General features: G+C 70.3%; 27 protein-coding genes, 1 tRNA gene and 2 pseudogenes. 17 read left to right on the forward strand and 13 right to left on the reverse strand.

Annotated elements, in window-relative coordinates:
• Positions 1 to 186: 186 nt before the first annotated feature.
• The 6 genes and pseudogenes from R3F55_20990 to R3F55_21015 all read left to right on the forward strand — a co-directional run bounded on the left by R3F55_20990 (position 187) and on the right by R3F55_21015 (position 7,632).
• Positions 187 to 1,118: pseudogene (locus R3F55_20990) on the forward strand (FAD-binding protein).
• Between the two features lie 180 nt (positions 1,119 to 1,298).
• Entirely contained in the window at positions 1,299 to 2,171 is an 873-nt protein-coding gene (locus tag R3F55_20995) for a 3-hydroxybutyryl-CoA dehydrogenase (protein MEZ5669865.1), read from the forward strand.
• Positions 2,172 to 2,229: 58 nt separating this feature from the next.
• Positions 2,230 to 3,618 carry an argininosuccinate lyase gene (gene argH / locus R3F55_21000; GenBank protein ID MEZ5669866.1) on the forward strand — a complete coding sequence of 463 codons (1,389 nt, stop codon included), beginning with the start codon at positions 2,230 to 2,232 and terminating at the stop codon, positions 3,616 to 3,618.
• A gap of 25 nt (positions 3,619 to 3,643) precedes the next feature.
• Positions 3,644 to 3,811: a lipoprotein gene (locus tag R3F55_21005; protein ID MEZ5669867.1), complete on the forward strand. Its 168-nt coding sequence runs from the start codon at positions 3,644 to 3,646 to the stop codon at positions 3,809 to 3,811.
• Positions 3,808 to 5,137 (forward strand): annotated as a pseudogene (gene lysA, locus R3F55_21010) (diaminopimelate decarboxylase). The gene R3F55_21005 and the pseudogene lysA overlap by 4 nt, the downstream one beginning before the upstream one ends.
• Positions 5,134 to 7,632 (forward strand): TIGR02302 family protein, encoded by a 2,499-nt coding sequence (locus tag R3F55_21015; protein ID MEZ5669868.1) that lies wholly within the window; start codon positions 5,134 to 5,136, stop codon positions 7,630 to 7,632. Before lysA ends, R3F55_21015 begins: the two are co-directional and overlap by 4 nt.
• Before the next feature lie 22 nt (positions 7,633 to 7,654).
• On the opposite strand, the gene R3F55_21020 is transcribed toward R3F55_21015, so the two are convergent.
• Genes R3F55_21020 through R3F55_21030 form a run of 3 tightly spaced genes read right to left on the reverse strand, consistent with a single transcriptional unit; the run spans position 7,655 to position 8,857 of the window.
• Entirely contained in the window at positions 7,655 to 8,035 is a 381-nt protein-coding gene (locus tag R3F55_21020; protein MEZ5669869.1) for a response regulator, read from the reverse strand.
• An 8-nt stretch (positions 8,036 to 8,043) separates the two neighbouring features.
• The gene (locus R3F55_21025; protein MEZ5669870.1) at positions 8,044 to 8,325 is read right to left on the reverse strand and encodes a hypothetical protein; all 282 of its coding nucleotides are present in this window, start codon (positions 8,323 to 8,325) and stop codon (positions 8,044 to 8,046) included.
• Positions 8,315 to 8,857, reverse strand: a complete 543-nt coding sequence (locus tag R3F55_21030; GenBank protein MEZ5669871.1) for a DUF3426 domain-containing protein — start codon at positions 8,855 to 8,857, stop codon at positions 8,315 to 8,317. The genes R3F55_21025 and R3F55_21030 overlap by 11 nt, the downstream gene beginning before the upstream one ends.
• Before the next feature lie 297 nt (positions 8,858 to 9,154).
• Between R3F55_21030 and ftsE the strand changes: the two genes are divergently transcribed.
• The 3 genes from ftsE to R3F55_21045 are packed head-to-tail and all read left to right on the forward strand — an operon-like array spanning position 9,155 to position 11,483.
• Positions 9,155 to 9,826 carry a cell division ATP-binding protein FtsE gene (gene ftsE / locus R3F55_21035; protein ID MEZ5669872.1) on the forward strand — a complete coding sequence of 224 codons (672 nt, stop codon included), beginning with the start codon at positions 9,155 to 9,157 and terminating at the stop codon, positions 9,824 to 9,826.
• Positions 9,827 to 9,828: 2 nt separating this feature from the next.
• On the forward strand, positions 9,829 to 10,686 hold the full coding sequence (locus R3F55_21040) for a hypothetical protein (GenBank protein ID MEZ5669873.1): 858 nt from the start codon (positions 9,829 to 9,831) through the stop codon (positions 10,684 to 10,686).
• On the forward strand, positions 10,683 to 11,483 hold the full coding sequence (locus R3F55_21045; GenBank protein MEZ5669874.1) for a lysophospholipid acyltransferase family protein: 801 nt from the start codon (positions 10,683 to 10,685) through the stop codon (positions 11,481 to 11,483). Before R3F55_21040 ends, R3F55_21045 begins: the two co-directional genes overlap by 4 nt.
• Positions 11,484 to 11,776: 293 nt before the next feature.
• Here R3F55_21045 and R3F55_21050 read toward each other — a convergent pair whose 3' ends face one another.
• Positions 11,777 to 12,376, reverse strand: a complete 600-nt coding sequence (locus tag R3F55_21050; GenBank protein MEZ5669875.1) for a gamma-glutamylcyclotransferase — start codon at positions 12,374 to 12,376, stop codon at positions 11,777 to 11,779.
• 107 nt (positions 12,377 to 12,483) lie between these two features.
• Here R3F55_21050 and R3F55_21055 point away from each other — a divergent pair, with 107 nt between their 5' ends.
• Positions 12,484 to 13,518: a DUF2125 domain-containing protein gene (locus tag R3F55_21055; protein ID MEZ5669876.1), complete on the forward strand. Its 1,035-nt coding sequence runs from the start codon at positions 12,484 to 12,486 to the stop codon at positions 13,516 to 13,518.
• Between the two features lie 19 nt (positions 13,519 to 13,537).
• On the forward strand, positions 13,538 to 14,434 hold the full coding sequence (locus R3F55_21060; GenBank protein ID MEZ5669877.1) for a DUF4743 domain-containing protein: 897 nt from the start codon (positions 13,538 to 13,540) through the stop codon (positions 14,432 to 14,434).
• Here R3F55_21060 and R3F55_21065 read toward each other — a convergent pair.
• Both R3F55_21065 and R3F55_21070 read right to left on the reverse strand, forming a co-directional pair.
• Positions 14,431 to 14,700 carry a ribbon-helix-helix domain-containing protein gene (locus R3F55_21065; protein MEZ5669878.1) on the reverse strand — a complete coding sequence of 90 codons (270 nt, stop codon included), beginning with the start codon at positions 14,698 to 14,700 and terminating at the stop codon, positions 14,431 to 14,433. The genes R3F55_21060 and R3F55_21065 overlap by 4 nt on opposite strands.
• A gap of 67 nt (positions 14,701 to 14,767) precedes the next feature.
• Complete coding sequence (locus R3F55_21070) at positions 14,768 to 15,079, reverse strand: BolA family protein (protein MEZ5669879.1); 312 nt, start codon at positions 15,077 to 15,079, stop codon at positions 14,768 to 14,770.
• Between the two features lie 27 nt (positions 15,080 to 15,106).
• Here R3F55_21070 and R3F55_21075 point away from each other — a divergent pair, with 27 nt between their 5' ends.
• From R3F55_21075 to cobT, 3 genes are all read left to right on the forward strand, one after another.
• Positions 15,107 to 15,901 carry a DnaJ domain-containing protein gene (locus tag R3F55_21075; protein ID MEZ5669880.1) on the forward strand — a complete coding sequence of 265 codons (795 nt, stop codon included), beginning with the start codon at positions 15,107 to 15,109 and terminating at the stop codon, positions 15,899 to 15,901.
• Between the two features lie 68 nt (positions 15,902 to 15,969).
• On the forward strand, positions 15,970 to 16,974 hold the full coding sequence (cobS, locus tag R3F55_21080) for a cobaltochelatase subunit CobS (GenBank protein MEZ5669881.1): 1,005 nt from the start codon (positions 15,970 to 15,972) through the stop codon (positions 16,972 to 16,974).
• Between the two features lie 190 nt (positions 16,975 to 17,164).
• The gene (gene cobT / locus R3F55_21085; GenBank protein MEZ5669882.1) at positions 17,165 to 19,063 is read left to right on the forward strand and encodes a cobaltochelatase subunit CobT; all 1,899 of its coding nucleotides are present in this window, start codon (positions 17,165 to 17,167) and stop codon (positions 19,061 to 19,063) included.
• Between the two features lie 10 nt (positions 19,064 to 19,073).
• On the opposite strand, the gene R3F55_21090 is transcribed toward cobT, so the two are convergent.
• From R3F55_21090 to R3F55_21105, 4 genes are all read right to left on the reverse strand, one after another.
• The gene (locus R3F55_21090; GenBank protein MEZ5669883.1) at positions 19,074 to 19,847 is read right to left on the reverse strand and encodes a hypothetical protein; all 774 of its coding nucleotides are present in this window, start codon (positions 19,845 to 19,847) and stop codon (positions 19,074 to 19,076) included.
• Complete coding sequence (locus tag R3F55_21095; protein ID MEZ5669884.1) at positions 19,840 to 20,613, reverse strand: hypothetical protein; 774 nt, start codon at positions 20,611 to 20,613, stop codon at positions 19,840 to 19,842. Before R3F55_21095 ends, R3F55_21090 begins: the two co-directional genes overlap by 8 nt.
• A gap of 98 nt (positions 20,614 to 20,711) precedes the next feature.
• On the reverse strand, positions 20,712 to 21,806 hold the full coding sequence (gene hppD / locus R3F55_21100) for a 4-hydroxyphenylpyruvate dioxygenase (GenBank protein MEZ5669885.1): 1,095 nt from the start codon (positions 21,804 to 21,806) through the stop codon (positions 20,712 to 20,714).
• The gene (locus R3F55_21105) at positions 21,796 to 22,149 is read right to left on the reverse strand and encodes a hypothetical protein (GenBank protein ID MEZ5669886.1); all 354 of its coding nucleotides are present in this window, start codon (positions 22,147 to 22,149) and stop codon (positions 21,796 to 21,798) included. The genes hppD and R3F55_21105 overlap by 11 nt, the downstream gene beginning before the upstream one ends.
• A gap of 132 nt (positions 22,150 to 22,281) precedes the next feature.
• Here R3F55_21105 and R3F55_21110 point away from each other — a divergent pair, with 132 nt between their 5' ends.
• The 3 genes from R3F55_21110 (at position 22,282) to R3F55_21120 (ending at position 23,401) form a co-directional block, all read left to right on the forward strand.
• On the forward strand, positions 22,282 to 22,938 hold the full coding sequence (locus R3F55_21110; GenBank protein ID MEZ5669887.1) for a transglutaminase family protein: 657 nt from the start codon (positions 22,282 to 22,284) through the stop codon (positions 22,936 to 22,938).
• 58 nt (positions 22,939 to 22,996) lie between these two features.
• Positions 22,997 to 23,254: a hypothetical protein gene (locus R3F55_21115; GenBank protein ID MEZ5669888.1), complete on the forward strand. Its 258-nt coding sequence runs from the start codon at positions 22,997 to 22,999 to the stop codon at positions 23,252 to 23,254.
• Between the two features lie 70 nt (positions 23,255 to 23,324).
• Positions 23,325 to 23,401 (forward strand) — tRNA-Arg (locus R3F55_21120).
• Positions 23,402 to 23,751: 350 nt separating this feature from the next.
• Here R3F55_21120 and R3F55_21125 read toward each other — a convergent pair.
• From R3F55_21125 to R3F55_21135, 3 genes are read right to left on the reverse strand one after another with little or no spacing between them, the layout of a single operon-like run.
• A complete protein-coding gene (locus tag R3F55_21125; protein ID MEZ5669889.1) occupies positions 23,752 to 24,804 on the reverse strand; it encodes a tyrosine-type recombinase/integrase in 1,053 nt (350 codons plus the stop codon).
• 56 nt (positions 24,805 to 24,860) lie between these two features.
• On the reverse strand, positions 24,861 to 25,310 hold the full coding sequence (locus tag R3F55_21130; GenBank protein MEZ5669890.1) for a helix-turn-helix domain-containing protein: 450 nt from the start codon (positions 25,308 to 25,310) through the stop codon (positions 24,861 to 24,863).
• Positions 25,297 to 25,518, reverse strand: coding sequence for a helix-turn-helix domain-containing protein (locus tag R3F55_21135; GenBank protein MEZ5669891.1), 222 nt, complete (start codon positions 25,516 to 25,518; stop codon positions 25,297 to 25,299). Before R3F55_21135 ends, R3F55_21130 begins: the two co-directional genes overlap by 14 nt.
• Positions 25,519 to 25,825: the final 307 nt, after the last annotated feature.

Here is a 25,825-nt window from a genome sequence, read left to right on the forward strand (position 1 = left end):
GCTGGCCAGAACCGCCGGCGCCGGATGCGCCAGCCAGCGTAGCGCCTTGCGTTCGCTGCGGAGTCACGTGCAACGCACCGCGATCCCTCATCCTGAGGAGCGCGCCGAAGGCGCGCGTCTCGAAGGACGCAACGCTGTCGCCGCCCGCCATGCGCGGGGACCGCGGCACATTTTGGAGGCCCGGCCATGAGCGTGCTGGTCATCGCCGAGCACGAAGCCGGCGCGCTGAAGCCGGCGACGCTGAACGCGGTCGCCGCGGGCCAGCAGCTGGGTAGCGTCGACATCCTGGTCGCCGGCGCCGGCTGCCGCGCCGTGGCCGAGGCGGCGGCAGCCATTCCCGGCGTCGGCACGGTCCACCTGGCCGATGCGGCGATCTATGCGCACCAGCTGGCCGAGCCGCTGGCGCCGCTGGTGGCGAAGCTGGCCGCCGGCTACGCCCACGTGCTGGCGCCGGCCACCACCTTCGGCAAGAACCTGCTGCCGCGCGCCGCCGCGCTGCTGGACGTGCAGCAGATTTCCGACATCGTCGCGGTGGTCGACGCGCGGATACGTTCGTCCGGCCGATCTACGCCGGCAACGCGCTGGCGACGGTGAGGTCGGCCGACGCGAAAAAGCTGATCACGGTGCGCACCACCGCCTTCGAGGCGGCGCCGGCCACCGGCGGCAGCGCCGCCATCGCCGACCCGCCGCCGGCGACGACCCGCCCTGTCGCAGTTCGTCGGCCAGGCGCTGAGCGAATCGGTGCGGCCGGAGCTGACCTCCGCCAAGATCATCGTTTCCGGCGGCCGCGGCTCGGCTCGGCCGAGAACTTCGCGCTGATCGAGGCGGTGGCCGACAGGCTGGGCGCCGCGGTCGGCGCCAGCCGCGCCGCGGTCGACGCCGGCTATGCGCCCAACGACTGGCAGGTCGGCCAGACCGGCAAGGTGGTCGCACCGCAGCTCTACATCGCCGTCGGCATTTCCGGCGCGATCCAGCACCTGGCCGGCATGAAGGACAGCAAGGTCATCGTCGCCATCAACAAGGACGAGGACGCGCCGATCTTCCAGATCGCCGACTACGGCCTGGTCGGCGACCTGTTCAAGATCCTGCCGGAGCTGAAGGCGGCATTGGACGGCTAGGAGCGCACAGCACTTGCCAACCAGTCGAGGCAATCCGGCACCCATGATCAGTCATTGCGAGGCGCGGCGCGCCGCGGCAATCCAGCGCGACGCTGAATCGCCACGCCGCCGTTCGGCGGCCCGCGATGACGCTTCGGCAAACGCGCGCGGCCGGCCCACCACATGCACGGGAACAGCACCATGATCGCAAAGCTCGCCGTCGTCGGCGCCGGCCAGATGGGCAGCGGCATCGCCCATGTCGCCGCGCAATCCGGCATCGACGTGATCCTCAACGACATCAGCCAGGAGCGGCTGGACAAAGCCTTGGCCGGCATCGGCAAGTCGATGGACCGCCAGGTCTCGCGCGGCAAGCTGACCCAGGAGGACCGCGACGCGGCCCTGGCCCGCATCGCCACCGCGCTCGACCTCGGCGCCATCGCCGGCGTCGACATGGTGATCGAGGCGGCGACCGAGAAGGAGGAACTGAAGCGGGAGATCTTCTCGCGGATCTGCAAGGCGGTCGGCCCCGACACCATCATCGCCTCCAACACCTCGTCGATCCCGATCACACGGCTGGCGGCGGCCACCGACCGGCCGGCCAAGTTCATCGGCATGCACTTCATGAACCCGGTGCCGGTGATGCAGCTGGTCGAGGTGATCCGCGGGCTGGCCACCGACCAGCCGACCTACGACACCGTCATCGCGCTGGCCCAGCGCATGGGCAAGACCGCGGCCACCGCCGAGGACTTCCCCGCCTTCATCGTCAACCGCATCCTGCTGCCGATGATCAACGAGGCGGTCTACACCCTCTACGAGGGCGTCGGCTCGGTGGAGAGCATCGACACCTGCATGCGGCTGGGCGCCAACCACCCGATGGGTCCGCTGGAGCTGGCCGACTTCATCGGTCTCGACACCTGCCTCGCCGTCATGCACGTGCTCTACGAGGGCCTGGCCGACAGCAAGTACCGCCCCTGCCCGCTGCTGGTGAAATACGTCGAGGCCGGCTGGCTCGGCCGCAAGGTCGGCCGCGGCTTCTACGACTACAGCGGCGAGAAGCCGGTGCCGACGCGGTAGGCCGGCAAGGGCAAAGCGTCCGTTCCCTTCCGGCGCGTGGCGTGGCAATGTCCGCGCCATGAAAAGATCGCAGAAACCCAACGCCGACAGCGCCCCCGCCAACACCATGTGGGGCGGGCGGTTCGCGGCGGCTCCGGACGCGCTGATGACCGCGATCAACGCGTCGATAGCCTTCGACCGGCGGCTCTACGAGCAGGACATCGCCGGGTCGCGGGCGCATGCCGCCATGCTGGCGCAGCAGGGCATCATCTCGGCCGCCGACGCCGCCGCGATCCGCGAGGGGCTGGAGACGATCCGCGCCGAGATCGAGGCCGGCGACTTCGCCTTCTCCGAGGCGCTGGAAGACATCCACATGAACGTGGAGGCGCGGCTGAAGGCGCTGGTCGGCGAGCCGGCCGGCCGCCTGCACACCGCGCGCTCGCGCAACGACCAGGTCGCCACCGACTTCCGCCTGTGGGTGCGCGACGCCATCGACGAGGCCGCAGCCGGGCTGACGGCGCTGCAGGCCGCCCTGATCGACCAGGCCGAGCGCCACGCCGCGCTGCCGATGCCGGGCTACACCCACCTGCAGACGGCGCAGCCGGTGACTTTCGGCCACCACCTGCTGGCCTATGTCGAGATGCTGGGCCGCGACCGCGGCCGCTTCGCCGACGCGCGCGCCCGCCTGAACGAATGCCCGCTGGGCGCGGCGGCGCTGGCCGGCACCGCCTTCCCGATCGACCGGGCGGCGACGGCGAAGGCGCTGGGCTTCGACCGGCCGACCGCCAACTCGCTGGACAGCGTGTCGGACCGCGACTTCGCCATGGAATATCTGGCGGCGGCCGCCATCTGCGCCGTCCACCTGTCGCGCTTCGCCGAGGAGCTGGTGATCTGGTGCTCGGCCGAGTTCGGCTTCGTCCGGCTCAGCGACGCCTGGACCACCGGCAGCTCGATCATGCCGCAGAAGCGCAACCCGGACGCGGCCGAGCTGGTCCGCGCCAAGACCGGCCGCATCGTCGGCGCGCTCAACACGCTGCTGGTGGTGATGAAGGGCCTGCCGATGGCCTATGCCAAGGACATGCAGGAGGACAAGGAGGCGGTGTTCCTGGCCGCCGACGCGCTGGCGCTGTGCCTGGCGGCGATGGCCGGCATGGCCGCCGACCTGACCCCGGACGCCGAGGCGATGCGGCGCGCGCTGACCAAGGGCTTCCCCACGGCCACCGACCTGGCCGACTGGCTGGTGCGGGCGCTGGGCATGCCGTTCCGCGACGCCCACCACGTCACCGGGCGCATCGTGGCGCTGGCCGCCGAGCGGGGCTGCGAGCTGGCCGACCTGCCGCTGGCGGCGATGCAGGCGGTGGAGCCGCGCATCACCGATGCCGTATATCCTTTCCTCAGCGTCGACAGCGCGATCGAAAGCCGGGCCAGCCTGGGCGGCACGGCGCCGATAGCGTGCGCGCGGCGGTGAAGCAGGCGCGCAAGAGGTTTCTGTCATGAATGCGGTTACCCTTCCTCACACGCGCCCGTTGGCGACCGTTCGCATTTTCGCCCTATTGTTGCTGGTGACTGCCGCGCTGGCGGCCTGCGGCAAGAAGGGCGACCCGATCCCACCGGAAGGCGAGAACGTGACCTACGACCGGCAATATCCGACCAGCGAATGACCGAGGCCCCGTTCAGCTATCGCGACGGCCAGCTGCATGCCGAGCATGTGCCGCTGGCGCGCATCGCCGCCGCGGTCGGCACGCCGGTCTATGTCTATTGCGCCAACGCCATCGTCGCGCGCTATCGCCGGCTGACCGCCGCCTTCGGCGACACCCCGGTCGCGATCTACTATGCGGTCAAGGCCAATTCCAACCAGGCGGTGATCGCCACCCTGGCGGCCGCGGGCGCCGGCGCCGACGTGGTTTCCGCCGGCGAGATCGCGCGCGCCCGCGCCGCGGCGTCGCGCCGCAGCGCATCGTGTTCGCCGGCGTCGGCAAGACCGGCGACGAGATCGCCTATGGCCTGGATGCCGGCATCCGCCAGTTCAACGTCGAGAGCCTGCCCGAGCTGGCGCTGGTCGACCAGGTGGCGCGCGACAAGGGCGCGGTCGCCGAGGTGGCGCTGCGCATCAATCCCAATGTCGACGCGCGCACCCACGCCAAGATCACCACCGGCAAGTCCGAGAACAAGTTCGGCATCGATCTGGGCCACGTCGCCGACGCCTTTGCCGCGGCGGGCGCGATGCCGGGGTGCGGCTGCGTGGTCTCGCCACCCACATCGGCTCGCAGCTGACCAGCCTCGATCCCTATGCCGCGGCCTTCGCCACCCTGGCCCGGCTGACGCGAGAGCTGCGTGCCGGCGACTTTGCCATCGACCATCTCGACCTCGGCGGCGGACTCGGCGTCGACTATCGCCACACGCCCGATTCCGCGGTGCCGACGCCGGAGGACTATGCCGCCGTCGCCCTGCGCGAGACCCGCGACCTGGGCTGCGCGCTCGCCGTCGAGCCCGGCCGCTGGCTGGTGGCGGCGGCCGGCGTGCTGATGGCCGGCGTCGTCCATGTCAAGGAAGGGGTCACCCGCCGCTTCCTCATCGTCGACGCGGCAATGAACGACCTGATCCGGCCGACCCTCTACGAGGCCCATCACGAGATCCTGCCGGTGCGCAGCCCGGCCGCCAATGCCGCTGTGCTTTGTACCGACGTCGTCGGCCCGATCTGCGAAAGCGGCGACACCTTCACGCGCGATCGTGACTTGCCAGAGATGGCGGCCGGCGATCTGATGGTGTTGTGCGACGCGGGCGCCTATGGCGCGGTGATGGCGTCGACCTACAACAGCCGGCCGCTGGTGCCGGAAGTGCTGGTCAACGGCGACGATTTCGCCGTGATCCGGCCGCGCCAGACGGTGGCGGACCTGATCGGTCAGGACCGGTTGCCGCCGTGGCTGGCGGCCGCGGACGACGCGCCCGCCGCCCGGGCCGCGACGGCGAATGGAGCAGCGCCATGACGGAGCGCACCCAAGCAAGCGAGATCGACACGTCGGGCCTGCCCGGCAGCGTCCGGCGCCGCATCGCGCTGACGCACGGGGCGCTGATCTGGGAGCGGCTGTGGCCCGCCGTGCTGCCGGCCGTGCTGGTGCTTTGCGCCTTCGTCGCGGTGGTGCTGCTCGACGTGCTGCCGGCGCTGTCCGGCGTCGCCCACATTGTGGTGCTGGCGCTGTTCGGCGTCGCCTTCCTCGGCGCCGTGGTCTGGGGCCTGGCCCGCCTGCGCTGGCCGTCGCACGCCACGGCGACCCGGCGGCTGGAGGCGAGCGGCGGCAGCCACCGGCCGCTGACCGCCTGGCTGGACCAGCCGGCCCTGAGCGGCACCGACGTCGCCAGCCGCGCCCTGTGGTCGGCCCACCGCGACCGCGCCCGCATGGCGATGGCCCGCCTGCGCGTGCCGTTGCCACGGCCGCAGATCGCGCGGCGCGACCCGTTCGCCATCCGCGCCATCGCCGTGCTCGGCCTCGTCGTCGCCTGCGTCGTCGGCCTGGGCAGCGCCGAGGATCGCGTCGCCCGCGCGCTGAACCCCAGCTTCGCACCCGAAGTCGCCGCGATGCCGGTGCGTGTCGACGTCTGGATCTCGCCGCCGGCCTATACCCGGCTGGCGCCGATCGCGCTGACCGCCGACCAGACCGAGCCGGTTTCGGTGCCGGCCGACAGCGAGGTGCTGGCCCAGGTCCACGGCGTTGCCGTGCCGCCCAGCATCGCCTTCGCCGGCACCGCGGCCGCTCCCGAGAAGATCGGCGAGCAGAGCTACAGCGCCACCTTCAGGCTGACCGAGGACGGCACCATCGCCATCGGCGACGGCGCCCAGACCCTCGCCGGCTGGGACGTCGTCGTTCTGGCCGACCGGCCGCCGGAGGCCGCCTTCGCCGAGGAGCCGAGCGAGACCGAGCGCCATGCGCTGCGGGTCGACGTGCACGCGCTGGACGACTACGGCCTGGCCGAGCTGACCCTGCAGATCGTGCTGGACGAGGCGATGTTCGACGCCGCGGCCGACCCGGAAACGCGGATGGACCTGCCGTTGCCGCTGCCGTCGCGCGCCCCGGCCGAGCTGGAGACGACCCGCTATCACGACCTGACCCCGCACATCTGGGCCGGCGTGCCGGTGCGGATGCGGCTGCGCGCGGTCGATGCCCTCGGCCAGGTCGGCTTCTCCGACGTCGTCTCGATGATCCTGCCGGAGCGCGAATTCACCCACCCGGTCGCCCGCGCCATCATCGAGCAGCGCAAGATCCTGGTGATCGCGCCGGACGAGCGCGACCTGGTGGCCGAGAACCTGGATGCGATCGCCGATCAGCCCGACGATTTCAGCAACGACCTGACCGTCTATCTGGCGCTGAAAACCGCGCGTTCGCGGCTGCGCCTGGCCGACGCCGGCGATGTCGATTCGGTGCAGCAGATCCTGTGGGACACCGCGCTCTACCTGGAGGACGGCGGCCTTGCGCTGGCCGAGCAGGAGCTGCGCCGGTTGCAGGAGGAACTGGCCGACGCGCTGCGCGACGGCGCCTCGGAGGAGGAGATCCAGCGCCTGATCGAGGAACTGCGCCAGGCGATGGAAAACTACATGCAGGAACTGGCGGAAAACATGCCGCTGATGTCGCCGGAGGACCTGAACCAGCTGCAGTTGCAGATGCCCGACGACCCGAACCAGACCATCACCAACCAGGACCTGATGGAGATGCTGGAGCAGCTGCGCGAGCTGACCGAGATGGGCGCCACCGAGGAGGCGCAGCAGTTGCTGTCCGAGTTGCAGAACATGCTGGAGAACATGCAGCCGATGCCGTTCCAGATGCAGCAGCAGCCGTCCGAGCAGATGGAGATGCTGAACAATCTGAACGACGTCGTGCGCGAACAGCGCGAGCTCCTCGACGAGACCTACCGCAATGCCCAGAACGCGCCGGGCATGACGCCGATGCCGGGCACGCCGCAGTCGGAGGACGGCACGCAGGAGCCGCGCTCCAGCGACGAGCTGGAGCAGGCCCAGCGCGACCTGCGCGGGCAGCTGGGCGAGGTGATGCGCGAGTTCGGCGACATGGTCGGCGAGATCCCGGACAATCTGGGCCTGGCCGAGCGCGAGATGCGTCGTGCCGAGCAACTGCTGGAGGGCGACATGCCCGGCGAGGCCACGGTCGCCCAGCAGCAGGCGCTGGAGCACCTGCAGGAGGGTATGAACGAAGCGGCGCAGATGATGGCGGAGATGGGCATGCTGCAGCTGGTGCCCAACGGCCAGCCCTACCGCTTCGGCCAGGGCGAGCAGCGCCCGGCGCAGCGCGACCCGCTCGGCCGCGCGGCGCCCGAGGACCGCGGCCTCGACACCGGCGACGTCGACCTGCCGACCGAGGAAGAGATGAAGAAGGCGCGCGAGATCCTGGAAGAGCTGCAGCGGCGCGCCGGCGAGGCGTTCCGCGACCGCGAGGAGCTGGACTACATCGAGCGCCTGCTGCGGCGGTTCTGATCCGCCGCCGGCCCCGGGCCGGTCAGCCCGGCACCACGCCGGTCAGGTCGGCGACCAGCCGGCGCAACTCCTCCATCGTGAACGGCTTGGCCAGCGTCGCGCGGACCAGCGCCTCGAGACCGCGGGCGCGGGCCAGTTCCTGCGGATAGCCGCTGACCAGCACCACGGCCGTGCGCGGCGATTCCTTGGCGATCTTCAGCGCCAGCGCGATACCGTCGGTCTCCGGCATGACGATGTCGGAGATGACGACGTCGAATGGCGCCTCCGCGGCCGCGATCTCTGCCAGGGCGCCGGCACCGTCCTCCGCCGCGGCCACCGTGTGCCCGTCGGCCTCCAGGGCTCGGACCATGAAGCTGCGCAGGCCGGCCTCGTCGTCGACCACCAGGACGCGGGCCGGCGCCATCGGGCCGCTCAATGCTCCGCCTGGCCGTGGTCGGAAGCCGGCTGCTGTTCGTCCGCCGCGCCATGCGCATCCGCCGGCTCGTCGTGGGTCGGTTCATCGTGGGCCGGTTCGTCGTGGGCCGGCGCCGCAGGGGCAGGCTCGTCGTGAGCGGGTTCCGCATGCGCCGGCTCCTGATGGCCGGGGTCCTCGTGGGCGGCATCGTCGTGCGTCACCGGGTCGGCCGCGCCTTCGTGGGCCACATCGCCGCCTGCCGCCACGTCGCTGCCCGCATCGGGCCGCTCAAGGTGCACCTCCCACGTCGGCTTGGCGCCGCCGGCGGGATGAGGCCACTCGGTCTCGAACGATTCCGCCTCGCCGGGCTCGAACACCGCGCGGGTCAGCGCCACCCGCCAGTCCTGCACCGGCTCGCCGCTGGTGATCGAACAGGATCACCGTCACCACCGGCGCGGGCAGCGGCTCGGTGCCGGCATTGACCAGGGTGCCGGCAATCACCAGCCGCTCGGTGTCGCCCTCCTGCGTCACGTTCTCGTGCAGGTCGACCACCTCGATTCGCGGCAGGGCGATGCCCAGCCAGTTGTAGACCCGCTCCGCCGGCGGCCACACCTCGACCAGCCAGCCGCGCGCGAACCAGCCGCCGGCAGCCAGGCCGGCCAGCAGCAGCAACAGCAGCAGCCACCAGATCCACAGCCCGCCGCCGGTGCGTTCGGCCCGTGCCGGCGCCTGCGGCCCGCCGGCCCGCGCGCGCGGCGGCGGCGGCGCGACCGGCTCGGCCGGCCGTTGGCGCGGCGGCCCTCGGCGGCGGCGCCCGTGCCGCCTTGGCACGGGGATTGGCTGCCGGTTCCGGCGATGGGCCGGTCACGCGCCAGACATGGCCGCAGCGTCCGCACTTCATGCGCCGCGGCCCGGCGGCGAGGGCCTTGTCGTCGACCGAGAAGCGGGCGGCGCAGGAGGGACAACTGACGATCATGGACGCGTCTGGTGATGGTGGGCGACTGACGAACCTATGTCGGATCGCCGCCCGATGACAAGCCGGCGCCATCGGCCCGCAGCGTGCCGACCGGCGCCGGCGGCGCGATCCTCGGCCTATCGCGCCACCGCGCCGCCGGGCACTATGGCGGCATGATTCGTTTCGAGAATGTGGGGCTGCGCTACGGCACCGGGCCGGAGGTGCTGCGCGACCTGACCTTCGCGATGGAAGCCGGCTCGTTTCACTACCTCACCGGCGTCAGCGGCGCCGGCAAGACCAGCCTGCTGCGGCTGATGCTGCTGGCGCTGCGGCCGACGCGTGGGCTGGTCCACCTGTTCGAGCAGGACGTGGCGCGGCTGCGGCGGCGCGCGCTGCCGGCGCTGCGCCGGAAGATCGGCGTGGTGTTCCAGGACTACCGCCTGCTCGATCACCTGACCGCGCTGGAGAACGTGATGCTGCCCCTAGCCGTCACCCGGCGCGTCGGCCCGTCGAGCCGCGTCCACGCCGAGGAACTGATGCGCTGGGTCGGCCTGCAGGACTACCTCCACGCCAGGCCCCCGATGCTGTCCGGCGGCCAGCAGCAGCGGCTGGCCATCGCCCGGGCGGTGATCGGCCAGCCGCAGCTGCTGCTGGCCGACGAGCCGACCGGCAATGTCGACGACGCGCTCGCCGAGCGGCTGCTTCGCCTGTTCGAGGAGCTGAACCGACACGGCACCACCATCGTTGTGGCCACCCACAATGCCCGGCTGATCGAGCAGTTCCCGCACCCGCAGCTGCGCCTCGAGGCCGGCATGATCGATCGCCAGACGCGAGGCACGGCCTAGCGATGCGGGCGACGCTGCCGCTGCTGCCGCGCCATGGGCCGGGCCGCCAGCGATTCCTGGTCTGGATCATCGGCTTCATGGCCTATATGGCTGCGCTGGCCATGGTCGGCGCCTTCATGATCGGCAACGCGATCGAGGCATGGCGCGCGACGGTCGACGACATGGTCACCGTGGTAGTACCCGCCCCGCCCACCGATGCCCGCGACCCGCAGCGGCTGATCGATTCGGTGCTCGCCGTCGCCGGCGTCGGCACCGTCCGCGCCCTGCCGGATTGGGAACTGCGCACCCTGCTCGACCCCTGGCTGCCGCAGGAGGCGCGCGACGGGCTGCCGCTGCCGCTGGTACTGGAGGTGGTGCTCGGCGACGCCTCGCTCGACGCGGTCACCGCCGCCATCCGACGCGTCGAGCCCGGCGCCGACGTCGTGGCGCACCGGCAGCCGATGGCCGACCTCGTCCGCATGGGCAGTTCGATCCAGGCGGTGGGCGCGCTGATCGTCGTGCTGGTGCTGGCCGCAGCCTGCGGTACCGTCGTGTTCACCACCCGCGCCAGCCTGGTGATCCACCACCGCATGATCGATCTGGTCCACATGATGGGTGCGACCGACCACCACCTCGCCCGCCCGTTCAGCGAGCGCGCGATGCGTCTCGGCCTGCTCGGCGGCCTGCTCGGCGTCGCCGGCGCGGTGATCACTTTGGTGCTGGTCATCGGCGTGGTAGACACCGACGTGATCGGCCTGTCGCGCGCAGCCATGACCGGCTGGCAGTGGCTGGCGGTCGGCGCCGTGCCCCTGGTGTTCGCGATGATCCCGATGCTGACCGCGCATGTGACGGTCCTGCGCACCCTGTCGAGGCTGCCTTGAGCGCCGCAGGCGCCGCGGCCTGGGTCACGCCCCTGCATCGGGCCAGGGCGGTGGCGTTCTACCTGCTCGCCGCCGTGTGGACGGTCCTGCTGGGCATCCCCTACACCGCGCTGTTCCTGTTCCCGCGACGGGTGATGCAGAACTGCGGCGCCTTCTACAGCCGCGGCCTGCTGGTGCTGCTGCGCCTGACCACCGGCATCCGGCACGAGGTGCGCGGCCTCGACCGCCTGCCCCCGCCCCCCTACATCCTGGCGGCGAAGCACCAGTCGGCCTGGGAAACGCTGGCCCTGCCGACCATCCTGCGCCGGCCGGCGATCGTGCTGAAGCGCTCGCTGTACCGGATTCCCGTGTTCGGATGGTATCTGAAGGCATCCGGGCAGATCGGCATCGACCGCAACGCCGGCGCATCGGCCTTGCGCCAGATGATCGCCGATGCGCGCCGCGCCGCCGCGGAAGGCCGGCCGATCGTGATCTTTCCGGAAGGCACGCGCACCGCGCCAGGCGAGGCGCGCGCGTTCCACGTCGGCATCTCCGCGCTCTACGACAAGCTTCGCCTGCCGGTGGTGCCGGTCGCGCTCAACTCGGGGCTGTACTGGCCGCGCGAGAGCAGCGCCAAGCACCCCGGGCGCATCGTCATCGAGTTCCTGCCGGCCCTGCCGGCGGACCTGGCGCGCAAGGCGCTGATGGTCCGTCTGCACGAAGCCATCAACGTCGCCAGCGACCGCCTGGTTGCCGAAGCGCTGGCGGCGAACCCGCAATTGGCGCCGGGCACCGCGGAAATCGACTCGGAAGATTGACGGCGCCAGCGCTCGTCCCGCCTGTGGATAACTTGGTGGAGCGTCGTCCGGGCGCGGCACCGCCCGGACGCCGAAAACTCCAGGCCGTCCGGGCTTTTCCGCGCGCCGCGGACAGACGGGCCAAAACACATCGCAACGTTGGTCTTCGAATTTTTATCGCGTTAAATCAAACTCTTATCAGCTACCTGTGAATGTGGCTCCTGCAGATGAATGGGTATGTGACTGTTCTGCGACAAACCGGTTCGGCGGCGACAGGTCCGGCCAACCGCCGCTTCGTGGACCGGTGCACAACTTCAGTCGCCGGCCGCGCCTTCGCCGCGGGCAAGCTGTGCCGCCAGCCGTCGCAATTGCCTGGATGAGAGGCCCATCTGCTCGAGGTGCTGCACCGTGTTGAGCAGATAGTCGCGGCAGCGGCCGCGCGACCCCTCGCCGCGCCGGATCAGCCGTACCAGCTCGCCGATCGGCAACCTGCCGGCATATTGCGCATGGGCGCGGTCGACCACGAAGGTCAGCGCGTCGATGCGCCGGTGCGCGCTGTCGACCAGCCTGACACCCACCTCGCGCGGGCAGTAGACCCGGGTGAACATCTCGCGCTCCCAGAGATAGGCGCGGACCGCCGCGGCATCGTCGTCCGCGACGCGATAGGCGACGCCGCAGCAGGAACCGCCCCGGTCGAGCCCGAGCACCAGGCCGGGCGCTTCCGGCGTACCGCGGTAGCGCACCGAATAAACGCAGAACGACCGGTGATAGCCGCGCAGCACGGCGCGGTGCCGCTCCGCATGCGGGAAGCCCGGATCCCACATCAGCGAGCCGTAGGCGAACAGCCAGAAGCCCGGCCGCTCGGAACCGGTGGACAGAAAGCCCGCGCTGCTATCGTTCGCCTGAGACTCCATGACCGCTGCATCGTTGCGGGCCGGCGCCGCTTGCCCGGCGCGGGTCCAGTTGCTAAGCCACTGGCGAACGGACCGCAAGGTCGCCAGCCGATCGAGGATCGCCGCGGGTGCGCAAACGGATATATGGGATCGGCGTTCCCACGTTGCTGGTCGCCGGCTATGTGGGCTACTGGCACTATCTGGAAAGCGAGCTGCAGCGCTTCATCGACGAGTGGATCGCCGACCAGCGGGAGGCCGGCGTCCAGGTCACCCACGGCACCATCACGACCGGCGGCTTTCCGCTGGAAGTCTACGCCGACATCCCCGCGCCGGCGCTGACCGCCACCACCGGCGCGCAGACGGTGAGCTGGCAGGGCGAGACGCTGCGCATCTCGTTCGTGCCGTGGGACTTCCTGACCTACCGGTTCGACAGCCCCGGCGAGCACCTGGTCGCCGTGATCGAGAACGACGGCTTCGCCAAATGGGCGCTGAACGCCCAGCGGGCCGGCGGCAGCTGGGCGATCGACACCAGCGGCGGCGCGGAACTGAAACTCGACATCGCCGATGTCGCCGTCACCGACGCGCTGGCCCAGAATTTCAGCCTCGGCGCCCTCGACGGCACGGTGACCATCGCGCCGGAGGGCGCGCCCGCCGACCAGGCGAAGCTGACCGCGACCGTCGCTGTGAGCGACCTCGTGCTGCCGGAGGCGATTGCGGCGCCGTTCGACCCGCGGATCGCGACATTCACCACCGATGTCACGCTGCAGACGCCGGTGCTGCCGCCGAGCCTGCCGGTGCTGTTCCTTGTGCTGCGCGATTACGACGGGCGGGTCGTGCTGCGCAACACCCGCCTGGCCTGGGGCGAGCTCGACATATCGACCGAAGGCGAGCTGCGCGTGGACGCCGCGAACTACCCTGCCGGGCGTTTCCCCACCCGGGTGACCGGCTATGCCGAGACTATCCGTCGCCTGCAGGACGCCGGCCTGCTCGGCGAACTGGAGGCGGTTGGCCTTGCCGCGGTTGCCGGTGCGATGGCCCAGAATGAGGATGGCGGACGGCCCACGGTTTCCCTCGTCGTCGAACTGATCGACGGACTGGTCAAGGTGCAGGACATCGCCGTGATGCAGATGGCGCCGCTTCCGGTTCCGGGCGCGCAGAGCTGAGCGACGGCCGTTCGCCGCCATGGCCTATCTGGACTGGATCGCCCACTGCAACAGCTGCGACCTGACGGCGTTCTGGCCGTTCCGCTGCGCCGGCCGGCACCTCGGCTGGGTGCACGGCGCCCAGCTGGCGTCGCTCGCGCAGCACACCGACGTTTTCGTGATCGACGGCGACGGCGTGCGGATCGCCCCGGACCTCGACACGCCGGCGGCGCGCACCGACGCGCTGGCCGCCGTCACCGACGGCTGGATCGCCGACGGCCTGCTGCCCGGCTGGCGCGGCGAGCGCTACCGGGCCGCCGCCAGCCTGGACGAGACGCCGCTGTTCGCGATCGAGCGGTCGGCCGCGCCGCTGCTCGGCCTGCGCGCCTGGGGGGTGCACGTGAACGGCTTCGTCCGCGATCGCGACACGCTGTCGATGTGGGTGGCCCAACGGGCCAAGGACCGCCCGGTGGCACCGGGCAAGTGGGACCACATCATCGCCGGCGGCCTGCCGGCCGACCTCGGGCCGCGCGCCAACCTGATCAAGGAAGCCGGCGAGGAAGCCGGACTGAGCGCCGCCATCGCGGCCACCGCGCGGCCGACCGGCCACGTCTCCTACCGCTTCGTCGACCGCTGCAACCGGCTACGGCCCGATACCCTGCTCACCTACGACCTGGAGCTGCCGCCCGGCCTGGAGCCGCGCAACACCGACGGCGAGGTGGATCATTTCGAACTGTGGCCAATCGCGCGCGTCGCCGAGACGGTACGCGACACCGCCGCGTTCAAGACGAACTGCAACCTGGTTATCATCGATTTCCTGGTGCGCCACGGGGTGCTGGCCCCCGGCGACACGCCGGGCTACGAAGCCATCGTGTCCGGGCTGCGCCAGCCCTTTCCCGCGCTGCCGCAGGACCGGCAGCCGGCGGTCGACCCCTAGCCCTTGCCGCGGCGGTTCAGCCGGGCCCGGCTGCGATAATAGGTGACGATGAACACGCGGATCGCCGCGGTGCGACCCAGCTCGCCGCGCATCTCGTCGACCCTGCTGCACAGCCCGTGCACGGTCTCGCCCTCCAACGAGGCGATCTCGGCCAGCGCGTCCCACATCTCCGGCTCCAACCGGATGCTCGTCCGATGATCATCCAGCCGGATATTGCGGCTGACCAGGGCGGGGGCCAGCGTCAACGCATTCCAGTCGAAAGCCACGGGAATCCCCCCAAGACTAACACGGTCACGAACACACTATCCTCCGAGCACGACGCACTTGCAATCGTTAGGAGTCGTGCGCGCCGGGGCCGGGTGCCGGGGCAGCGTCGCCCGGCGCCAGCGCCGTGATCGACAGTGCATGCACCCGCTCGGCAAGCTCCGCGGCCAGCGCGGCATAGACCATGCGCTGGCGGGCGACGCGGCCGACACCGTCGAAGTGCTCGGAAACCAGCAGCACATGGAAATGGGTCTCGCCCTCGGGCCGGGCGCCGGCATGGCCGGCGTGCTGCGCCGACTGGTCGGTGATCTCCAGCCGCGACGGCGCCAGCGCGTCAGTCAGTTTCGCCCTGATCCGCGTTGCGTAGGGCCCAGCGGGCATCGCCATTCGGTCTCCTCGCCGGCCGGCATGCCGCACCTCGTTGCGGCGGCGGGCCAGGGCAACAAAGTTGCAACGGAAGCCGGGTTAGGCAAGCCCTGCCGGATGCCGCGTCCGGCACGCCGCGCCAATCGGCGGCATGTCGGCCGCTTGGCCTTGCAACCCGTGCAAGACTGTCGATATTCGTTGATCATGGCCCGAAAGCGCACCACATCGACGGCGTGGGAAGAGGAACAGCTCCGGCTGGAGCGGCGCCCCTGCGACATTCCCAACTGCGCCGGCCACGGCGAGTTCCGTGCGCCGAAGAGCCGGGAGCGGCTGCAGGACTATTTCTGGTTCTGCCTGGATCATGTCCGGGCCTACAACCAGACCTGGGACTATTTCAGCGGGATGTCGGAAGCGGACATCGAGCGCCACATCCGCTTCGACACCACATGGCAGCGGCCGACCTGGCCGTTGAGCGGCCCGAATGGCCGCCTCGGCGCGCTCGGCGGCGACCCCCGGCTGCGGGCGGCGATGAACGCCTTCCACGCCGCCTTCGCCGAGAACGGCGAAGCCCAGGCCGGCAGCCGCCGCAGGATGGAGGACGAAGACCCGGTTCGGGCGCGGTGGCGCCGGATGTCGGCCGAGGCGGAGAAGGCGCTGGCGGTGATGGAACTGGAACCACCGGTAAGCTTGAGCACGCTCAAGGCACGCTATAAAACCCTGGTCAAACGTCACCATCCCGACGCCAATGGCGGCGACAAGATGGCCGAGGAACGGTTGAAGACAATCAACCAGGCCTATGTCACGCTGAAATCGATAGTCGCGGACCTGTCGGCCTAGGCCGGGGCGCCGCGCGGACAGCCGGTCGAGGGGGCCGGCACGACCCTGGACGCTGAAAGAGAAACCTGATGGCTCCTTTGGATAATGCCGAGCCGGTCGCCGAGATGCCGTCCGGCGAACCCGACATCACCATCGACGTGCGCCAGACCTTCGGCCTGGATGTGGACATGGACGTCCCGGCGTTCAGTGCGCCGAGCGAGCATGTGCCGCCGCTGGACGACGCCTATCGTTTCGACCACGACACCACGCTGGCGATCCTGGCCGGCTTCAAGCACGACCGCCGCGTCCTGATCCAGGGCTATCACGGCACCGGCAAGTCGACCCATATCGAGCAGGTCGCCGCGCGGCTGAACTGGCCGTGCATCCGCGTCAACCTGGACAGCCACATCAGCCGTATCGACCTGGTCGGCAAGGACGCGATCGTGCTGCGCGACGGCAAGCAGGTGACCGAGTTCCGCGAGGGCCTGCTGCCCTGGGCGCTGCAGCACCCCTGCGCGCTGGTGTTCGACGAATACGACGCCGGGCGGCCGGACGTGATGTTCGTGATCCAGCGCGTGCTGGAATCGAGCGGGCGTTTCACCCTGCTGGACCAGAACCGGGTGCTGCATCCGCACAAGGCGTTCCGCCTGTTCGCCACCGCGAACACCGTCGGCCTGGGCGACACCACCGGGCTGTATCACGGTACCCAGCAGATCAACCAGGGCCAGATGGACCGCTGGAGCCTGGTCGCCACACTGAACTACCTGCCGCACGAGGCGGAGGTCGATATCGTGCTGTCGAAGGCCCGGACATACGACAACGACGCCGGCCGCAAGGTGATCTCGGCCATGGTCTCGGTCGCCGACCTGACCCGCGGCGGCTTCATCGCCGGCGACATGTCGACCGTGATGTCGCCGCGGACGGTGATCAACTGGGCGCTGAACGCGGAGATCTTCGGCGACGTCGGGCTGGCGTTCAGGATGACCTTCCTGAACAAGTGCGACGAGACCGAGCGCAGCACGGTCGCCGAGTACTACCAGCGCTGCTTCGGCGAGGAGTTGCCGCCGGAGCGGCATGTGATGAGCCGGGGCTAGGCCGATGACCGGCGCGCCGCCGAAGCAGGGCGGCGACTCCGGCCGGGTCGCGACCCGGCATCGCACCGGTGCGGGCCGGCTGTCGACCACGCCGACCAGCGGCATTGCCGGCACCCATGTGCCCGGCGTCGCGCGCGAGGCCGAGCCAGAGGCGCCGAAGGAATCGACCGCCGACCGCATCGCGCGCGAGATGAGCGAACGGCTGCGCCAGCCCAACGGGCAGCAGGCCCGCCGCAGTGCCGACGCGCGGCTGGAGGAATTCCGCCGGGTCACAGGCGCGACGATGCGCGCGATGGCGCGCCAGCCGGAACTGCAGGTGCACTTCGGCGCCGAGGGCCCGCGCATCGCCGGCAACGACGTGCAGCTGCAGGCACCGAACCGCGCCCTGCCGGCCGAGGAGGTGGCGCAGGTGCGCGGCCACGGCGACGCGGTCGCACTGAAGCTGCGCTATCACGACCAGCGCCTGCACAGCCGCAGCCTGCCGACCGGGGCGGTGTCGCGCGACGTCTACAACGCACTGGAGCAGGCCCGCTGCGAGGCGATGGGCGCACGCCGGATGATGGGCGTGCGCGCCAACCTGCGCGCCGCGCTGAGCGAGCAGTGCCGTTTGCGCGGCTATGCCCGCGTCACCGAACGCGAGGACGGCAAGCTTGCCGACGTCGTCGGCCTGCTGGCGCGCGAGGCGCTGTGGGGCGAGGCGCCTCCGGAACAGGCCAAGCGCATGGTCGATGCCTGGCGGCCATGGCTGGAGGCCAGGATCGGCCCGGACTTCCATCGGCTGGGCGAGGTGATCGACGATCAGGCGCTGTTCGCGAAGCTGGCGCGGCGCATCATCGCCGAGCTCGACCTGGGCGAGGAGCTGCTGGAGGAGGACCAGGAGGACGACAGCGAAGGCAGCGAGGACGAGGGCGACCAGTCGCGCCAGGACGCCGAGGACCAGGCCGACGACGAAAGCGCGAATCCGACCGCCATGGGAGCGGCCGCCGAGCAGCAGCCTGATACCTCCGACATGGAGCAGCAGGAAGGCGGCGAGCCGCAGGAGATGGACACGCAGTTCGACCCCGGCGGCGCCGACGACGAGGTCGAGCAATCCGGCACGCCGCAGCGCCGCGAGCCCGACTTCCGCAACATCCCGGGCGAGCCGCCGTATCATGCCTTCACCACCGCGTTCGACCAGATCGTCGAAGCGGCGGAGCTGTGCGACCCGGAGGAGATGGCCCGGCTGCGGCTGCAGCTGGACCAGCAGCTGCAGCACCTGCAATCGGTGATCGCCCGGCTGGCCAACCGGCTGCAGCGCCGGCTGATGGCCAAGCAGCAGCGTTCCTGGCACTTCGACCTGGACGAGGGCATCCTCGACGCCGCCAGGCTGGCCCGGGTCATCGCCAATCCCGAGAACCCGCTGAGCTACAAGATGGAGTCGGAAACGGCGTTCCGCGACACGGTGGTGACGCTGCTGATCGACAATTCGGGCTCGATGCGCGGCCGGCCGATCTCGGTGGCGGCGATGAGCGCGGACATCCTGGCCCGCACGCTGGAGCGCTGCGGCGTGAAGGTGGAGATCCTGGGCTTCACCACCAAGGCGTGGAAGGGCGGCCAGGCGCGCGAACGCTGGATCGCCGACGGCAAACCGGGTCATCCCGGCCGGCTGAACGACCTGCGCCATATCGTCTACAAGGCGGCCGACGCCCCCTGGCGCCGCGCGCGCCGCAACCTCGGCCTGATGCTGCGCGAGGGATTGCTGAAGGAGAACATCGACGGCGAGGCACTGCTGTGGGCGCACAGCCGGCTGCTGGCACGGAGCGAACAGCGCCGGATCCTGATGGTCATCTCCGACGGCGCGCCGGTCGACGACTCCACCCTGTCGGTCAACGCCGGCAACTATCTTGAGCGGCACCTGCGCGGCGTGATCGACTGGATCGAGAAATACTCGACGGTCGAGCTGGTGGCGATCGGCATCGGCCACGACGTCACCCGCTACTACCAGCGGGCGGTCACCATCGTCGATGCCGAGCAGCTCGGCGGCACGATGATGGACCAGTTGGCCGACCTGTTCGACGAGGACGCCGCGGTCCGGCCGACCCGGCATTGAGGCCCGGCGGCTATCCCGGGAAGAACAGGCCGCGCACCACGGCCGGCGCCCGGTCCGGGCCCAGCGCGGAAATCGCCTCCATGGTTGCGATGCCGTAGCCGCAGACGATCGCATCCTCCTCCGCGGTCGTCTGGCGGTCGGTGTGCAGCAGTTCCGCCGCGGCGCCGATCGCGGCGCTGAGGTCGGCGGCGATGCCGCGGGCGATCGACTGGACCTCGGCGTTGGTCATCCGGGAGACGGTCTCGCCGGCGCGGGCGCGCAGCAGCTCGCGGTTGACGTACATCTCGCGCTGGCGCTGGCGCTCGCTGACATGCGCGTCGAGATCGTCATAGGGCTTGCCGAGGGTCAGCGCGGCGCACAGCGACGGGTTGCTGCGCTGCAGCTCGCGCATCCGGTCGATCGCCAGCTGGTGATAGGCCATCAGGATGCGGTCGGGCGCGTCGGGCATCGCCTCGGCCTGCCAGGTCTCGAACACCCGCGTCACGTCGGCGACGACCTGCTCCGGCCCCAGGCCCAGGTCGACGTCGCGGGCGACGACGGCGACCACCTGCTCGTACAGCGCCGGCGCATCGGTGCGGGTGTCGGCAAGAAACGGGATCTGTCGGTCAACCTCTGCCAGCATGACCGCAACGCCGTCGCGTTCGGCGCGGAAGCCCAGCCAGCCGCCGAACCCGGCCACGCCCTGGACCGCGACCACGATGGCCGCGGCGACGACCGCCACGCCGCACCCGGCCAGCAGCAGCCGGCCCATCGGCCGCCGCGGATGCAGGACGGCGTCACTCATCGCCGCCGCCGCCCAGGATGGACCGCGCCAGCGCCGCGGCGCGCTGCGGCCCCATCGCGGCCACGCCGTCGAGCAGCGCGATCTGGATCTCGCAGAAGCGGGCCGGGTCCAGCGTGGTCGGGTCGGTGCCGCGGAAGCGGTCGAAATCCGCGCCGAACCGTTCGGCCAAATCGGGTGCGATCGCCTGGTAGGCGGCGTCGACCTCGGCCGCCGGCAGCGTCACCACCGCGGCATCCGCCGGCGCGGCGGCCAGCGCCTCGTAGGCCGTGCGCTCGCGCGTGCGCATGGCGTCGCTGACGAAGGCGTCGACATCCTCGATCGGTTGGCCGCTGACCATCGCGGCGCAGAGCTGCGGATTGGACTGCTGCAGCTCGCGCAGCTGGTCGGTGGTCATCGCCAGCAGCTCGAGCGCCACGGCGTCCGGCGCCGTCGCGATCGCCTGCTGCAGCCAGGCCGCCAGCACGCGCCGTCCGTTGTTGGCCATCAGCATCACCGGCGTGTCGGCCTCGGCGTCGCGGATCAGCCCATCGCGCAGCGCGGCATAGACGTCGGGCCGGCTCCGCTCCAGCGTGGCGACATAGGGCGCCTCGGCCTTGATGCCGGCCAGCACCTGGTCGGCGCGCTCCGCCGGGCTGACGCCGCCGAACAGCCCGCCGAACCCGCCCGGCCCCAACGCGATGACCAGCACCACGACGATGCCCACGAACGCGACCGCGATGGCGGCCAGCCGTCGCGCTCCCAGCCCTTTGCGTGCTCCATCCGCCATGGCGGTGACCCTTGCCCCGTCCGTTCGCAGCCGACCCTAGCCGAAAGGGATTAACCCAGGGTTTTGCCCGGCGCAAACCGCCGCGCCACGGCATGGGTTCAGGCGCGGTCGCTCAGCACGCCGCGCTTGACCTGGTCGCGCTCGATCGATTCGAACAGCGCGCGGAAATTGCCCTCGCCGAAGCCCTCGTCGCCCTTGCGTTGGATGATCTCGAAGAAGATCGGCCCGATCACCGTCTGGGTGAAGATCTGCAGCAGGATGCCGCCGCCGGGCGAGCCGTCGACCAGGATCCCGCTGCGCTGCAGGCGGGCGACGTCCTCGCCGTGGCCGGGCAGCCGCTCGGCCAGCATCTCGTAGTAGGCGTCGGGCGGCGCATCCATGAAGGCGACGCCGCCCGCCGCCAGCCCCTCGACGGTGGCGTAGACGTCGTCGGTGCCGAGCGCGATGTGCTGGATCCCTTCGCCCTTGTAGGCGCGCAGATATTCCTCGATCTGGCTCTTGTCGTCGGCGCTTTCGTTGATCGGGATGCGGATCTTGCCGCACGGGCTGGTCATCGCCCGCGACTTCAGACCGGTCAGCTTGCCCTCGATGTCGAAGTAGCGGATCTCGCGGAAGTTGAACAGGCGCGCATAGAAGTCGGCCCACTCGTCCATCCGGCCGCGGTGCACGTTGTGGGTCAGGTGGTCGATATAGGTCAGGCCGGCGCCGGCCGGCGCGGCCTCGGTGCCGGCGATCGGCACGAAGTCGACATCGTAGATCGAGCCGCGCGGGCCGTACCGGTCGATCAGGTAGATGCGGCTGCCGCCGATGCCCTCGATCGCCGGGATGTTCAGCTCCATCGGCCCGATCCGGTCGTGCACCGGCCTGGCACCCAGCTGCAGCGCGCGCTGGTAGGCGGCGCCGGCGTCGCGCACCCGGAACGCCATGGCGCATGCCGACGGCCCGTGCAGCCGCGCGAAGGCCTGGCCGAAGCTGTCGGGCTCGGCGTTGACGATGAAGTTGACCGCGCCCTGGCGATACAGCGTCACCGCCTTCGACCGGTGCCGCGCCACCGCCGCGAAGCCGAGCTGCGCGAACAGCCGTTCCAGGTCGGCCGGGTCGGGCGCGGTGTATTCGACGAACTCGAAGCCGTCGGTGCCCATCGGGTTGAGCGGGTCGGGTGCGACCGAGCCCCGCGCGCCATCAGAAGTCATCGTGCGTCTCCCATTCGCCGTCGCATCGATGCGATATCGTTGCATTTACAACGATATCGCATCGGACAATGCGCCGATCTGCGATGCCGCGCAAGCGATCGACCGTCTGGCTCGACGGTGCCGCTTCGGCGGGCGGGCAGATGCCGGCTCCGCCGCGCGCGGCGTGGCGGCGCGGGAACCAATCGTCGGCAGCCACGTTTTTGATCGCTACGGAGCCGATCGTTGCTTGTGCCCATAGGAGATCCTTTCGATGCAGATTCGTGTCGGCTTCGAGATCAGCCTCGATTGTCAGCAGCGCACGCCGCTGCTGCTTGCGCTCGCCCCGCGCCCGGAGGAACGCCATCGCTGCCTTGGCTCCACGGCCATCCAGATTCGGCCCGGGACGGCGGCACCCGCGCACCTGGATGAGTTCGGCAATGTCCGGAACCGCCTGGTCGCGGCGCCGGGCGAGACCAAGCTGCGCTGTGACTTCACGGTGCTGGACGACGGGGCGCCCGACATCGTCGAGAGCAATGCCGGCCAGCCCGCGGTCGAGGCATTGCCGGCCGACGCTCTGCCGTATCTGAAAGCCAGCCGCTACTGCGAGTCCGACCTGCTCGGCCACACCGCCTGGCAGATGTTCGCCGGCACGGCGCCGGGCTGGGCACGCGTGCAGGCCATCTGCGACTTCGTGCACCGGCACGTCACATTCGGCTATCGTTTCGGCCGCTCCACCAAGACGGCGCTCGATACGTTCCACGAGGGCAACGGCGTGTGTCGCGATTTCGCCCATCTGGCGATCGCGCTGTGCCGCGCCATGAACATCCCGGCGCGCTACGTCAGCGGCTATCTCGGCGATATCGGCGTGCCCCCTGCCGGCCCGGGCGATTTCTGCGCCTGGTTCGAGGTCTATCTCGACGGCGGCTGGTACACGTTCGACGCACGCTACAACGTGCCGCGCATCGGCCGCGTGCGCATGGTGATGGGCAGGGATGCCGCCGACGTGCCGATGATTGCGTCGTTCGGCGCCTACCGCCTGACCGGATTCAAGGTCTGGGCCGACGAGGTCGTCCCCGCCGGCATTCCGGCCGATCCGCCGACGCGCGGTCGCGCCCGCGCCGCCGGCGATGCCGCGCACGCCCATGCCGCCTGATCCGAGCGGTCCGGGCCGGGCCCGCACCGCCACGCCCTGGGCCGTCTTCCAGCTGTGGATGGACGCCTGGTCGCTGGCGGTCGAGGCACAACAGGTGGTGCTGCTGCGCAGTGCCCGGCTGGCCCGGGGCGACCAGCGAGCCCGGCGCGAGGCGCAACGCATGGTGACGGAGAAGATCGCCAACGGGCTGTCGGTCGCGGTCGACGCCGCATACGGCGCCACCCGCGGCAGGAGCCCGGTCGCGATTGCGCAGGCCGCACTGCGGCGCAGCCGGCGGCGGGTGCGGGCGAACCGCCGCCGGCTCGTCCGCCCCTGACCCGCCGCGCCGCCATGCGCCTTGTTCGCCGCCGGCAACCGGTGTATGACGGCCCGGTCCGCACACAGGAGCACCCGTAGCTCAGCTGGATAGAGTGCTGCCCTCCGAAGGCAGAGGTCACAGGTTCGAATCCTGTCGGGTGCGCCAATCTTTTCAATGCGTTATCAACTGATACCACGTTTGCCAAATTCGCCAGCAATCACATAGCAAGCACCAAGGCGAGAATTCCCGACCACATCGGCACCTGGCGCCTCCAGGTGCGGGTCACCGGCCGAGGGCCATGGACAAAGTGGGCCTCGGGTATCGGTCAGATGTTCCCGCCGTCAATTCGAACGCATGTGCCCCCGGGCGATCGACGGCGCTACTCTGATCGAGCTGATCCACGCCCACTATGAGGCGTTCGAGCCGCGCTACAAAATGCTGCTGCCGCTTAAGCGGACGTTTTTCTCGGGGCTGTCGGTGGGGGTGGGCGAGTAGCCGGCGCCCCGCCCGTCGTCTTATGCTGCGGCGCTGTCGCGGTCGCCCTTCCTGCCCAGCCCCCGCATGATCTGCGCCTGTCGCCGTGCGGGCACGGTGCCGTAGCTGGCGAAGGTGGTCAGCGGGCTCTCGTGTCCGAGGTTCTGCGACCAGGCCTTGAATTCCTCCGGCGTCTGGCAGACCTGCTCGCCGAGGATCGCCAGCGTGTGGCGGAAGGAATGCGGGTTGTAGTAGGGCAGGCCGGCAGCCTCGAAGGCCGCGCGGAAGATCGCCCGGATCGCATTCGCATTGGCCCAGGGCCGGTCGTCGATGCCCACGGCCGCGAAGCCGCCGGACTCGGTGCGGACGATCCGCGTCATCGGAAACAGCGGGCCGTCGAGGCCGAACAGCCTCTCGCTCTTCAGGTACGTAATCCATTCGATGACGATTGCCGACAGGTCCTCGCCGACGGGGAAGAACGTCGACGTGTAGGTCTTGTGGAACTTGGAGCGGACGTGGCGAGCATCGTGGTGCACCCGCCGCTCGATGGTGTCGACATCGCGCAGCTGCATCGTTGCGATCGCCCGGTCGCGCGCACCGGACACGATGGCAAAGGCGATCAGCGCCCGGTTGCGCCGCTCGATCTCGCTGCCCTGCGGCATGGTGCGGATGACGTGCCGGATCTGCTCCAGCGTCGGCACCCGCGGCTCGCGATGGGCCTTGGCAATCGCCGCCTCCGCCCGATCCGGGCTAAAATACGCCGCATCGGCATGCTTGACCCGCGACCGGTAGCCCGGCTGGTCGGCAAGCCAGTTGAAGAAGGCCTTCAGCGCCGTGAGGATGCCATGGATGGACGAGGCGCTGAGCGGGGCGCCGCTTGCCTCCGCATTGGTCTCGCGCAGCCGCCGCTTGAAGCTTCGCGCCTGCTCGATGTGGAAGGCCTTGAAGTCCCGATAGCCGGTCTCCCGCTCGAACCGGGCAATGGCGGCAGCGGCCGAACCGATGGTCGCCTCGCTGAGCCCGCGCGCCTCCTTCAGCCACACGCAGTAGCGCCGCTTTATCCGTTCGTTGTTGGGGTCGTGGGTCTTGGCCATGCCGGCCTCCTTTCGAAGTGACAATCCCGGGGAGTGCGATCGCCGTCTCCTAGTCGTCACTGGCCACCCGGAAATGCGATCTCCAGATCGCCCGCGACCTCGGCAAGCCGATCGCGGCGGACGCAGCGGTGGATCATCGTGGAACAGTCGGGACAGATGCCCTGCAGGTTGCCGCTGTTCGCGGTCGTGGGCAGGTAGTCGACGGCGTCGCCGGCGGGCCGTTGCGGGCTGCGGCAGCGCACGCAGAACAGCTCGCCGAAGCCGCAGGGGGTCCGGCTGCTTTGCCTTCGCTGTTCCAGGAACGCCTTCAGCGCACGGCCGAGAATCAGGGTGGGGCGTCCGCCATCGACCGTCGTCAGCCCGGCCCTGACCCAGTTCCGGATCGGGTTGCGATGGACGCCGAGCGCGCGGGCGGCCTCCTCGATCGTGTAGCTGAGGTGCAGCTTGACCCGTCGCGGGTCGAGCCGATGGCTGGTCCGCGGCATGACTGACCTACCGGCCGCCATCGGGCACACGGCCTTGGTCCGAGGTGGACCGCCGCACCCGCTGCGCCAGCCAGTCCTCCAGATCGGACTGGCGATAGACGACGCGGCGCCCGAGCTTGCAGAAGACGGGCCCGCCCCCATAGAGCCGCAGCTTGGCGAGCGTGCTGGTCGACAGGCCGATGAACGCAGCGGCCTCATCGACGTTCAGGCAGGAAGATGGTTCCGACATCCCGATCCCTCGTCGTGATTCCGCCGGAAAAGCCCGGCGTGCGAGGGAATGTCGGTCAGCCCGTCACTGCATTTCGACGTGCAAAGGGTTTAGCGCACCGGTGGGCAGAGTGGTCCGGACCATTGTTTTTTGGTTTTATCACAATTGGTTATCGGTTCGGACCTGTGCGCCGTTTCCAGCCGGGCATTCCTCCGCCCTCGTCAACGGGCCGGCGCAGCAAAGTGGCCATGCCGGCGACCTTGTTGGCGGTCGGCTCGCCAAGCTTGGCCGGCCAGTTGTCACGCAACCACCCTTCGATCTGCTTCTT

Source organism: Alphaproteobacteria bacterium (genome assembly GCA_041396705.1).
Lineage (GTDB): Bacteria > Pseudomonadota > Alphaproteobacteria > CALKHQ01 > CALKHQ01 > CALKHQ01.

What these genes read in the sequence shown, in the direction of transcription:
- R3F55_20995 (MEZ5669865.1), top strand. Translation starts at nt 1,299, where the DNA reads ATGATCGCAAAGCTCGCCGTCGTCGGCGCCGGCCAGATGGGCAGCGGC.
- argH (MEZ5669866.1), top strand. Translation starts at nt 2,230, where the DNA reads ATGAAAAGATCGCAGAAACCCAACGCCGACAGCGCCCCCGCCAACACC.
- R3F55_21005 (MEZ5669867.1), top strand. Translation starts at nt 3,644, where the DNA reads ATGAATGCGGTTACCCTTCCTCACACGCGCCCGTTGGCGACCGTTCGC.
- R3F55_21015 (MEZ5669868.1), top strand. Translation starts at nt 5,134, where the DNA reads ATGACGGAGCGCACCCAAGCAAGCGAGATCGACACGTCGGGCCTGCCC.
- R3F55_21020 (MEZ5669869.1), bottom strand. Translation starts at nt 8,035, where the DNA reads ATGGCGCCGGCCCGCGTCCTGGTGGTCGACGACGAGGCCGGCCTGCGC.
- ftsE (MEZ5669872.1), top strand. Translation starts at nt 9,155, where the DNA reads ATGATTCGTTTCGAGAATGTGGGGCTGCGCTACGGCACCGGGCCGGAG.
- R3F55_21040 (MEZ5669873.1), top strand. Translation starts at nt 9,829, where the DNA reads ATGCGGGCGACGCTGCCGCTGCTGCCGCGCCATGGGCCGGGCCGCCAG.
- R3F55_21050 (MEZ5669875.1), bottom strand. Translation starts at nt 12,376, where the DNA reads ATGGAGTCTCAGGCGAACGATAGCAGCGCGGGCTTTCTGTCCACCGGT.
- R3F55_21060 (MEZ5669877.1), top strand. Translation starts at nt 13,538, where the DNA reads ATGGCCTATCTGGACTGGATCGCCCACTGCAACAGCTGCGACCTGACG.
- R3F55_21070 (MEZ5669879.1), bottom strand. Translation starts at nt 15,079, where the DNA reads ATGCCCGCTGGGCCCTACGCAACGCGGATCAGGGCGAAACTGACTGAC.
- R3F55_21075 (MEZ5669880.1), top strand. Translation starts at nt 15,107, where the DNA reads ATGCCGCACCTCGTTGCGGCGGCGGGCCAGGGCAACAAAGTTGCAACG.
- cobS (MEZ5669881.1), top strand. Translation starts at nt 15,970, where the DNA reads ATGGCTCCTTTGGATAATGCCGAGCCGGTCGCCGAGATGCCGTCCGGC.
- cobT (MEZ5669882.1), top strand. Translation starts at nt 17,165, where the DNA reads ATGAGCGAACGGCTGCGCCAGCCCAACGGGCAGCAGGCCCGCCGCAGT.
- R3F55_21090 (MEZ5669883.1), bottom strand. Translation starts at nt 19,847, where the DNA reads ATGAGTGACGCCGTCCTGCATCCGCGGCGGCCGATGGGCCGGCTGCTG.
- R3F55_21095 (MEZ5669884.1), bottom strand. Translation starts at nt 20,613, where the DNA reads ATGGCGGATGGAGCACGCAAAGGGCTGGGAGCGCGACGGCTGGCCGCC.
- hppD (MEZ5669885.1), bottom strand. Translation starts at nt 21,806, where the DNA reads ATGACTTCTGATGGCGCGCGGGGCTCGGTCGCACCCGACCCGCTCAAC.
- R3F55_21105 (MEZ5669886.1), bottom strand. Translation starts at nt 22,149, where the DNA reads ATGGCGTTCCTCCGGGCGCGGGGCGAGCGCAAGCAGCAGCGGCGTGCG.
- R3F55_21115 (MEZ5669888.1), top strand. Translation starts at nt 22,997, where the DNA reads ATGGACGCCTGGTCGCTGGCGGTCGAGGCACAACAGGTGGTGCTGCTG.
- R3F55_21125 (MEZ5669889.1), bottom strand. Translation starts at nt 24,804, where the DNA reads ATGGCCAAGACCCACGACCCCAACAACGAACGGATAAAGCGGCGCTAC.
- R3F55_21130 (MEZ5669890.1), bottom strand. Translation starts at nt 25,310, where the DNA reads ATGGCGGCCGGTAGGTCAGTCATGCCGCGGACCAGCCATCGGCTCGAC.
- R3F55_21135 (MEZ5669891.1), bottom strand. Translation starts at nt 25,518, where the DNA reads ATGTCGGAACCATCTTCCTGCCTGAACGTCGATGAGGCCGCTGCGTTC.